This is a genomic window from Duganella sp. LjRoot269 (assembly GCF_964254095.1).
In the GTDB taxonomy this organism is placed as follows: Bacteria; Pseudomonadota; Gammaproteobacteria; order Burkholderiales; family Burkholderiaceae_D; genus Rugamonas; species Rugamonas hordei.
Window position 1 is genome coordinate 170,541 of sequence record NZ_CAXUSL020000001.1, and the last position, 9,392, is coordinate 179,932.

7 protein-coding genes are annotated in these 9,392 nt (G+C 66.3%); 2 read left to right on the forward strand and 5 right to left on the reverse strand.

Annotation, left to right across the window (positions count from 1 at the left end):
• Positions 1-36: 36 nt before the first annotated feature.
• The 3 genes from ACSQ3S_RS00595 to ACSQ3S_RS00605 all read right to left on the reverse strand — a co-directional run bounded on the left by ACSQ3S_RS00595 (position 37) and on the right by ACSQ3S_RS00605 (position 3,411).
• Entirely contained in the window at positions 37-660 is a 624-nt protein-coding gene (locus ACSQ3S_RS00595; RefSeq protein ID WP_436141309.1) for an HAD hydrolase-like protein, read from the reverse strand.
• Positions 661-853: 193 nt separating this feature from the next.
• Positions 854-1,471, reverse strand: a complete 618-nt coding sequence (locus tag ACSQ3S_RS00600) for a TetR/AcrR family transcriptional regulator (protein WP_176653423.1) — start codon at positions 1,469-1,471, stop codon at positions 854-856.
• Positions 1,472-1,545: 74 nt separating this feature from the next.
• Positions 1,546-3,411 (reverse strand): phosphoenolpyruvate carboxykinase (GTP), encoded by a 1,866-nt coding sequence (locus tag ACSQ3S_RS00605; RefSeq protein WP_176653422.1) that lies wholly within the window; start codon positions 3,409-3,411, stop codon positions 1,546-1,548.
• A gap of 287 nt (positions 3,412-3,698) precedes the next feature.
• On the opposite strand from ACSQ3S_RS00605, the gene ACSQ3S_RS00610 reads away from it, so the two are divergent.
• Positions 3,699-4,694: a D-2-hydroxyacid dehydrogenase family protein gene (locus tag ACSQ3S_RS00610; protein ID WP_436141310.1), complete on the forward strand. Its 996-nt coding sequence runs from the start codon at positions 3,699-3,701 to the stop codon at positions 4,692-4,694.
• Here the strand turns inward: ACSQ3S_RS00610 and ACSQ3S_RS00615 are convergent.
• The gene (locus tag ACSQ3S_RS00615; protein WP_436141311.1) at positions 4,691-5,458 is read right to left on the reverse strand and encodes an L-asparaginase; all 768 of its coding nucleotides are present in this window, start codon (positions 5,456-5,458) and stop codon (positions 4,691-4,693) included. The two genes, ACSQ3S_RS00610 and ACSQ3S_RS00615, sit on opposite strands and share 4 nt — an antisense overlap.
• A gap of 129 nt (positions 5,459-5,587) precedes the next feature.
• On the opposite strand from ACSQ3S_RS00615, the gene ACSQ3S_RS00620 reads away from it, so the two are divergent.
• Positions 5,588-6,073 (forward strand): asparaginase domain-containing protein, encoded by a 486-nt coding sequence (locus tag ACSQ3S_RS00620; RefSeq protein ID WP_176653419.1) that lies wholly within the window; start codon positions 5,588-5,590, stop codon positions 6,071-6,073.
• Between the two features lie 18 nt (positions 6,074-6,091).
• On the opposite strand, the gene ACSQ3S_RS00625 is transcribed toward ACSQ3S_RS00620, so the two are convergent.
• Complete coding sequence (locus tag ACSQ3S_RS00625) at positions 6,092-9,310, reverse strand: hypothetical protein (protein WP_436141312.1); 3,219 nt, start codon at positions 9,308-9,310, stop codon at positions 6,092-6,094.
• Positions 9,311-9,392: the final 82 nt, after the last annotated feature.

The following is a 9,392-nucleotide window of genomic DNA, read 5'->3' on the forward strand; positions in this document are numbered from 1 at the left end:
GGAGGAGTGCGAATTTCGTCAGCTGCCATTACGAAATTAACCAAGCCGGGCCAGTTCGGCGACTTGCCGGAATACCTGCGCCGGCTGCTCGGCGATCAGCGCCTCGACATGATTGAAGCCCCACGCCACCGCGCCGAAATCGATGCCGGCTTCGGCGGAGACTCGGGCGTCGCGGATTTCGTCGCCGATCAGCATCGTCTGCTCGCGCGCGACGCCGGCGGCGGCCAGCACCTTGCGGATCTTAGGCAGCTTGCCGAACAGCGAGGCGCCGCATTCAAAGCGGGTGAACAGCCCGGCCAGCTCCGGACCCAGCACCGCGACCACATTGCTGCGCGAGTTGGAGCTGACGATGGCCAGCATCAGACCTTGCGCCTTCAGCGCGCGCAGCACGTCCTCCATGCCGTCGAACAGGCGGATGTCGGCAAGACTGCGTCCCATGGCGGAACGCATGAAGGTGGCGATGGCCGGCACCTTCCACAACGGGATCTCGTGGATCGCCATCATCTGCCGCGCGTCGAGGTTGCGCAGCTCCTGCTGGCGGCCGCGGTCCATGCGCCTGAAGCCATACTTGTCGGCGGCCTGGTCAAACAGGTTGACGAAGACCGGCAGCGTGTCGGCAAGTGTTCCGTCGAAATCAAAGATGATGAGCTTGCGGTTCAAACGATCCTCAGTACAGTACGAAATCCTCGTTACAACTTGGCAGCGAGCGCAGGATACACCACAAACGGCTGGTCGCCACGAAGTACAGTCCGACGGGTATCAGCAAGAGTAAAGCGGCCATGATGCACTCCTTATTTTCGCACATGTGTGCGAAACTGGTTGAAAGAAAACCGCAGACGGACTGCGGCCAGTGTTATTCCATGTCGTTGAAACTTTTGTAGGTCGAGATCAGGCGGCTGAAGGCGCGCTGCATGTGGCGGTGGGCCTGATCGTCATGCAGGAAACGGGTATCGTGGATCAGCCCCACGATCAGGCTGTAGATTTCGTAGACCAGCTGGCCGGCGTCGGTATCCGGGCGCAGGTGGCCGAGTTCCACCGCCTGCAGGATGGTCTTGCGCAGCGAGGCGCGCCAGGCCACGGCGCCTTGCTGCAGGCGGTCGCGCAGCGGGCCGGTCTGGTCGTCGAACTCGAAGGCGCCGGCGCTGTACAGGCAGGAGTTGCGCAGTCCCTCGTCACAGGCGCGCTGCGACCAGGCGCCGACCATCGCCATCAGGCGCGGCAGGCCCTTGGGCTGTTGCAAGGCGGGCATGAACACTTCCTGGGCGAAGCGGCGGTCGTATTCATCGAGCACGGCGGCCTGCAGGCTTTCCAGCGAGCCCACGCGGGAGAACACGCCGCTCTTGCTGATGCCGGTGCGCTTGGCCAGCTCGCCGAGCGACAGCTTGCCGATGCCATCCACCGCCGCCATGTCCAGGGCGGCGTCGATGATGGTGGCGTAAGTCGCCTCGCTTTTTGCAGTCAGGGTATCCATGAGCCCAACTTTAGCACACCAGTGCGAAATTACAAGCAAAAAAAAAACCGGGATCAACCGACCCCGGTTTTGAATTAGCGCGCCAGGCGCTTTTCCAGTTCGGCTTTGACGGCCGTCAGTTCGGCCGGCAGGTGGTAGGCCAGCTTGGCGAACAGTTCTTCGTGCAGCTTCAGCTCTTCACGCCATGCATCCTTGTCGATCGAGGTGATCGTCTCGAACTCTTCCGGCGAGAACGGAATGCCGTCCCACTTCAGGTCGCCAAAGCGCGGCGTGGTGCCGAAGATGTTTTCGATGCCGCCAGCCTTGCCTTCGATGCGCTCCAGCATCCACTTCAGCACGCGCATGTTGTCGCCGAAACCAGGCCAGACGAAATGGCCCTGCTCGTCGGTGCGGAACCAGTTGACGCAGTAGATCTTCGGCAGCGCGGCGGCGTTGGCCTTGCCCAGCTTCTCGCCCATGTTGAGCCAGTGCTGGAAGTAGTCGCTCATGTTGTAGCCGATGAACGGCAGCATCGCGAACGGGTCGCGGCGCACGACGCCCATCTGGCCGGCGGCGGCTGCGGTGGTTTCGGAACCCATGGTCGCGGCCATGTACACGCCTTCGACCCAGTTGCGCGCCTCGGTCACCAGCGGCACCGTGGTCGAACGGCGGCCGCCGAAGATGAAGGCCGAGATCGGCACGCCGGCCGGGTCGTCCCAGGCCGGATCGATCACCGGATTCTGCGTGGCGGCCACGGTGAAGCGGGCGTTCGGGTGCGCGGCCTTGGTGCCGGATGCCGGCGTCCAGTCCTTGCCCTGCCAGTCGATCAGGTGCGCTGGCGCTTCCTTGGTCAGGCCTTCCCACCAGATGTCGCCGTCGTCGGTCAGCGCGACGTTGGTGAAGATGGTGTCCGAACCCAGCGACGCCATGCAGTTCGAGTTGGTGCGGGTGTTGGTGCCCGGCGCCACGCCGAAGTAGCCGGCTTCCGGATTGATCGCGTACAGGCGGCCGTCGGCGCCCGGCTTGATCCAGGCGATGTCGTCGCCGATGGTGGTGACTTTCCAGCCGTCGAAGCTCGCCGGCGGGATCAGCATCGCGAAGTTGGTCTTGCCGCAGGCCGAAGGGAAGGCCGCCGCGACGTAGTGCTTCTTGCCTTCAGGCGATTCCACGCCGAGGATCAGCATATGTTCGGCCAGCCAGCCGGCGCCGTCGGCCTGGGCGGCTTGATGGCCCATGTTGGAGGCGATGCGCAGCGCGAAGCACTTCTTGCCCAGCAGCGCGTTGCCGCCGTAGCCCGAACCGTAGGACCAGATTTCACGGGTCTCCGGGAAGTGCACGATGTATTTGGTGGCGTTGCACGGCCAGGCGACATCCTTCTGGCCGTTGACCAGCGGCGCGCCGACGGTGTGCACGCACGGCACGAACTCGCCGTCGGTGCCCAGCACGTCATACACGGCCTTGCCCATGCGGGTCATGATGCGCATGTTGACGGCGACGTAAGGCGAATCGGACAGCTCGACGCCGATGTGGGCGATCGGCGAACCCAGCGGGCCCATCGAGAACGGCACCACGTACATCGTGCGGCCGATCATGCAACCGTCGAACAGCGGGTTCAGCGTGGCGCGCATTTCCGACGGCGCCATCCAGTTGTTGGTCGGGCCGGCTTCTTCCTTGGTGGCCGAGCAGATGAAGGTGCGGTCTTCGACGCGGGCGACGTCGGTCGGGTCGGAGCAGGCCAGGTAGGAATTCGGACGCAGTTCCTGGTTCAGCTTTTTCATGGTGCCGGCGGCAACCATTTCAGCGCACAGGCGGTCGTACTCTTCCTGCGATCCGTCGCACCAGTAGATGCGGTCCGGTTTGGTCAGGGAAGCGATTTCCGCCACCCAATTGATCAGCTTTTGCTGTTTGATGTAAGCTGGGACGTTCAATGCTGCAACGCCACCCATGACGGGTTGATTCATAGTACCTCCAATGCCAATTAAAATTCTGCTCTGCATGCGGCAGGATCGTCGTCAGCTTTTGGCTTCGCTCAGATGCCCATTCGTAATGGGTCGGCGGGGTCACGGCGGTCTTGCGCGGGCCCGGATTGGTATCGGCAGGCCCTCATTTTTGAGGCGATTGTACACCCGTCAATAGGGGTTCCATACAAAAATGTAGGAGAATTGGTTGAGTAAAGTAGTAAGCTATTCGGCTTCTTTTCGAACGCGTTATTTCCCTACGAAATCATTGATAAGATCGGCTAACTTCCATGAAAATCGCGATTCTTGACGATTACCAGAATGCAACTGCGGACCTCAAATGTTTCGATTTGCTGCGTCCATATGAGGTAAAAGTGTTCAGCAATACCACCAGGGGATTGGGCCAGCTGGCGATCCGGCTGGCCCCGTTCGACGCGGTGGTATTGATACGCGAACGCACCGCGCTGAACCGGGCGCTGCTGGCCAAACTGCCGAACCTGAAACTGATTTCGCAGACCGGCAAGCTGGCCGGCCATGTCGATGTCGCCGCGGCCACCGAGCTGGGCATCGCGATCGCCGAAGGGGTCGGCTCGCCGACCGCGCCGGCGGAACTGACGTGGGCGCTGATCATGGCGGCGGCGCGCAAGATCGTGCCGTACGCCAGCAATCTGAAGGATGGGCTGTGGCAGACGGCGTCCATCAACCCCCAGCTGAACGGGCTGGGCGTGGTGCTCAAGGGCCGCACGCTGGGCATCTGGGGCTACGGCAAGATCGGCCAGATCATCGCCGGCTACGGCCGCGCGTTCGGCATGCAGGTGATCGTCTGGGGCAGCCAGTCCAGCCGCGACAAGGCGCTGGCCGACGGCCATGCGGCGGCCGAATCGCGCGAGGCGCTGTTCGAGCAGTCCGACGTGCTGAGCCTGCACCTGCGCCTGCATCCGGATACGCGCGGCATCGTCACCGCCGAGGACCTGGCGCGCATGAAGCCGAGCGCGCTGTTCGTCAACACCAGCCGCGCCGAGCTGGTCCAGCCGGATGCGCTGGAGCAGGCGCTGCCCAAGGGCCGTCCCGGCTACGCCGCGCTGGACGTGTTCCCGTCGGAACCGCTGGCCGCCGATTCGCCGCTGCTGCGCATGCCGACCGTGCTGGCCACGCCGCACCTCGGTTACGTGGAAAAGGATAGCTACGAGCTGTATTTCCGGCACGCGTTCCAGAACATCGTCGATTTTGCCGCCGGCACCTGCGACAAGATCAACAATCCGGAGTACAAGGCCAACGCGCGCTAGTCGGTCTGTTCGGGAATTTCCGGCAGGCCGGTCAGGTTGATGCGCGGCTCCGGCATCACGTGGACCTTGCTCCACAGTCCGGCCCAGCCGGGCGGCCAGGCGATGTCCGGGCCGGCGTACGGCGGCAAGGTGGCGCGCACCGGGATCACCGGCACCGGCGGCATCTCGGTCAGCGGACCGCCGTCGGGACGCGCCATGTCCAGGCTGTACATATAGCCGGGCAGCAGCGCGTCGCACACGCCGGCAAACCAGGCGGCGTGGTCTTCGTCCCGGCCCAGCGCCTGCGCCAGCCCTTGCGGATCGAATTTGGCCAGCGCGTGGATCAGCTCCTCGGTGGTGGCGCCCGGGGAATCGCCCCAGCCCATCACCGGATTGACGTTGTAGTCCGCGCCCGAGCCGTACCAGCCTTCGCGCCAGGGGCGCTGCATCCAGTCGCGCTGGCCGGCGAACAAATGCCAGCGCCAGTGCAGGCCGGACGGCTTGGGCCAGGAATACAGGTACAGCCGCTGGTAGCCGGCGCGGTGCAGCTCGCGCACCAGCGCCATCAGCCGGGCATGGGGCATGCGGTCGGGCGGCGCTCGGCGGAACAGGATGGCCTCGCCGTCGGCGAACTGCACCTCGTCGGTGGACAGGTTCAAGTCCAGCGTCCTCGCCTCGCTGCCGAAACGGGCCGAAATCCAGCCGGTCAGCAGATTGACCGACGTGATGACGCCGTAGCCGCGATGGCGATGAAAGATGACGGTTCCGGGAGCGAGCGCTTTCATGGTATCGAAACGAACAAAGAAACCAGTGTAGACATAGTATGCCCAACTTTCCAGCCCTTGGAGCGACTCTTTTGCGTTGGCGGTTTGGGTTATGATGCGCATCATTAATCCATCCTGAGCACCGAAATCATGACTCTGCGCATCCTCGCCACCGGCGGCACCTTCGACAAACACTACAACGAACTGAACGGAACCCTGGGCTTCGCCGACAGTCACGTGCCGGCGCTGCTGGCCCGTTGCCGCCTGACGGTGGATGTGGCGCTGGAGCAATTGCCGCTGATGGATTCGCTGGACATGGTCGACGCCGACCGCGAGCGCATCCTGGCGTCGTGCCGGGCGGCCGGCGAGAAAGCCATCGTCATCATCCACGGCACCGACACCATGCCGCAAACGGCCGCCGTGCTGGGCCCGGCCAACCTGGGCCAGACCATCGTGCTGACCGGCGCCATGATTCCCTACGAGATCGCCAATTCGGACGCGATGTTCAACCTCGGCTTTGCCTGCGGTGTCGCGCAAATCCTGCCGCCCGGCGTGTATGTCGCGATGAACGGCAAGATCTTCGCGTGGGACAACGTGCAGAAAAACAAAGCGGCCGGAGTGTTCCAGCCGCTCTGATTGCCTCGCTCCGATTGCCTATTTGCGCGGCGCGGCCAGCAAGTCCTTCGCTTCGGGCAACAGGGTAGCCAATTGCAAGCCGTCGGGTGCCGCCAGCATGCCGGCGCCCTCGGACAACGGTCCCTGGATCGCCAGCGGCGATCGCGCCGCGGCGCCCGGCTGCTCGACGTTGAAGGCGGCCAGTGCCTGCACCATGCCGCCCACCTTCTCCCGCATCGAATTGCCGCCCTCCGCCATCAGCGCGCCGTGCGGCAGCTTGGCCGCCGCCAGCGCGGCCAGTTGCGCCGTGCTCAGGCCGGCCGTCTGCGCGGTCGTGAACACCACCGCCTGCGCCGTCGTCAGCGCGCCGAACTGCGCGGTCGACAAGGCGGCCAGCTGCGCGCTGCCCAAGGCCAGCAAATCGCGCGTCTCGATCGCCGCCAGGTCGTCCGATTCCAGCGCCGCCAGCAGCGACTTGCTCAGGGCGCCGACCTGGCTCGACGTCAGCGCCACGATCTGATCCGTCCTCAGCACATCGCCGCCGGTCAGGTGCGCGGTCGGCAGGGCGGCGATCTGGCGCACCGTCAACGCCGCGATCTGCGCCGTGCCGAACGCTTGCAGCTGCTCCGGCAGCAGCTGCGCGATGGTCGCCGACGTCAGCCCGCCGACCGCGGCCGTGCCCAGCGCGGCCAGTCCATCGCTGTTCAAGCCACGTAACTGCGGCGCCACCAGCGAGGCCGCCTGCGCCGCGTTCAGCGCGGCGACCTGCGCGGTCGACAAGGCCGCCAGTTGCGCCGAACCCAGGCTGGCCACCACCTGCGTCGACAACGCCGCCATCTGGCCGCTGCCGATGGCCGCCACCTCGTCCGCCGACAAGGCCTGGTATTGCCTCGAAGTGAGCGCGGCGAACTGCGCGGCCGTCAACGCGGAGAACTGCTCCGGGCTCATGGCGGCGATGCTGGCTGTGGACAACACGCCAACCTGCCGCGCCGCCAGCGCCGCGATCTGCTGCGTGCCCAACGCCGCCAGCGCGGTGCTGGACAAGCTGGCGATCACCGCCGTGTTCAGCGCCGCGAGATCGGCGGTCTCCATGCTGGCCACCACGCCGGCCGACAGCGCGGCGAACTGCGTGCTGCTCAACGCCGCGCTCTGCGCGCCGCTCAGCGCGTTGATCTGGTCGCTGCCCATCGCCTGCAACTGGTCGGTGCGCAGGCCGGTGATGGCCGCGGCCTTCAGAGCGGCGATTTCCGCCGTCTGCATCTGCGCCAGCACGTCGCTGGCCAGCGCGGCGATGTGCTGGCTGCCCAGCCCGGACGCCTGCGCCGTGGTCAGTCCCAGGATCTGGTCGCTGCCCAGCACCGCCAACTGCGCGGTGCGCAGACCGGCGATGGCAGCGCCGCTCAGCGCGGCAAAGTCCCGCAGCTCCATCCCGGCGATGACATCGGTCGACAAGGCGGCCAGCTGGGCGCCGCTCAGCGCGGCGGCTTGCGCCGTGGTCAGCGCGATGGCCTGTTCCACCGTCATACCGGCCAGCGCGGCGGTGCGGATCTGCGCGATCTGGCCCGGCGTCAGCAAGCCGATCTGATGGTCGGCGCCACCCAGCACGGCAAACTGCGCCGAGCTCAGGCCGGCCAGCGCGCCGGCCGGCAGCGCGGCCAGCCCGGCGGCCGAAATGGCGGCCAGGTTGACCGTCGACAGTCCGGTAAATTGTGCCGGGTTCAACCTGGCCAATTGCGCCGTGCTGAGGGCCTGGAACTGGTCCGTGCTCAACGCGTTCAGGCTGGCCGAGCCCAGCGCCAGCAGCTGGCGCGGCACCAGTGCGGCGATATGGTCGGCATCCAGCAGCGCCAGCAGGCGTGGCGCCAGGCCCGCCACCGCGGCGGCGCTGAGCGCGGCCAGGTCGGCGGTCTCCATCGCCGCGAAGGCGTCGTCGCTCAGCGCATTCATCTGGCGGCTGTTCAGTGCCGCCGCCTGCGCCGTGCCCAGCGCGGCGAACTGTCCGGCGCTCAGGGCGGCGATCTGCTGGGTCTTCAGTCCGCCGATGGCGGCGGTCTTGAGTGCGGCCAGGTCGCCGCCGTCGAGCATGGCGATCGCCTGCGTCGTCAGCATGCCCAGCTGGGAGGCGTTCAGCGCCGCCGCCTGGAGGCTGGTCAGCGCGGCGGCCTGCTGCGCCGTCAGGCCGGCCAGCGCCGCCGTGCCCAATGCCGCCACCTGTGCCGTGCTGAACAGGCCGAAATCGCCGTCGCCGTTAGCGCCCAGCGCCGCCAGTTGCGCAGAAGTCAGCGCCGCCATCACCGCCACCCGCAGCGCCGGCAATGCCGTCGCGTCAAGCGCGGCGATGTCGTCGGTGCTTAGCGCCGCGAACTGGCGCGGCGTCAGCGCGGCCAATTGGGCGCTGCTGAACGCATGCAGCTGTTCGCCGTCCAGCGCCTGCAGTTGCGCGGTGGTCAGCGCGGCGATCGCGCCGGTGCTCAGCGCGCGCAGGCGCTCGCCATCCAGCGCGTGGATCTGGGCGCTGCGCAGCGCGCCGATTTGCTTGCTGTGTATCGCCGCCAGTTGCTCGAGGCTGAGCGCCAGCAACTGCTCCACGGCCAGCGCGCCCATCTGGTGCGAACCGAGCGCCGCGATGTCGCGCGTTTCGATGGCCAGCAGTTCGGTCGCGCTCAGTTGCGTCAGCAGGGCCGTGCCCAGCGCCGCCATCTGCCGGGTGGAGAAGGCGACGATCTGGTCGGTGCGAAAGATGCTCCCGCCCTCCTCGCCGCCATGGTGCCTCGGCAGCGCGGCGACCTGCCCCAGGCCCAGCGCGGCGATCTGCGCGGTGCCCAGCGTAAGCACCTGCTCCGCGCCGAGCCCGGCAATCATCGCCACCGGCAGCACCGCGACTTGCCCGGTCCGCAACGCCGCCAGCGTATCGGGCTGCAAGCCCGTCACGCCGCGCGCCGACAGCAGCGCCGCCTGTCCGACCGTCAGCGCCGCCGCCTGCTGCGGCGTCAGCGCGGCCATGAAGGCGGTACTGGCCGACGCCTGGTTCAGCGAGTAGGCACGCAGCGCTGCGATATCGTCCGGCTGCAGCGCGGCGACACAGTCGGCCCGCAGTGTGCCCAGCTGGGCGCCGTTGAGCGTGTTGGCCTGCGCGGTCGTCATCGAGGCAATGCAATCGGCCGACAGACGGGCGATGTCGGCCGTGGTCAGGCTGGCGATCAGGCGGGTGCCGCCGGCGGCGAACTGGGCCGGGGTCAGGTTGCTGTCGAAGCTCATCTTGTTTCCCTTTAGGTGGTTTGGTGACCACTGCTAGCAGAGGGAAAAAGAAACATTTCGGAAAAAATAATGACGAAAAAAA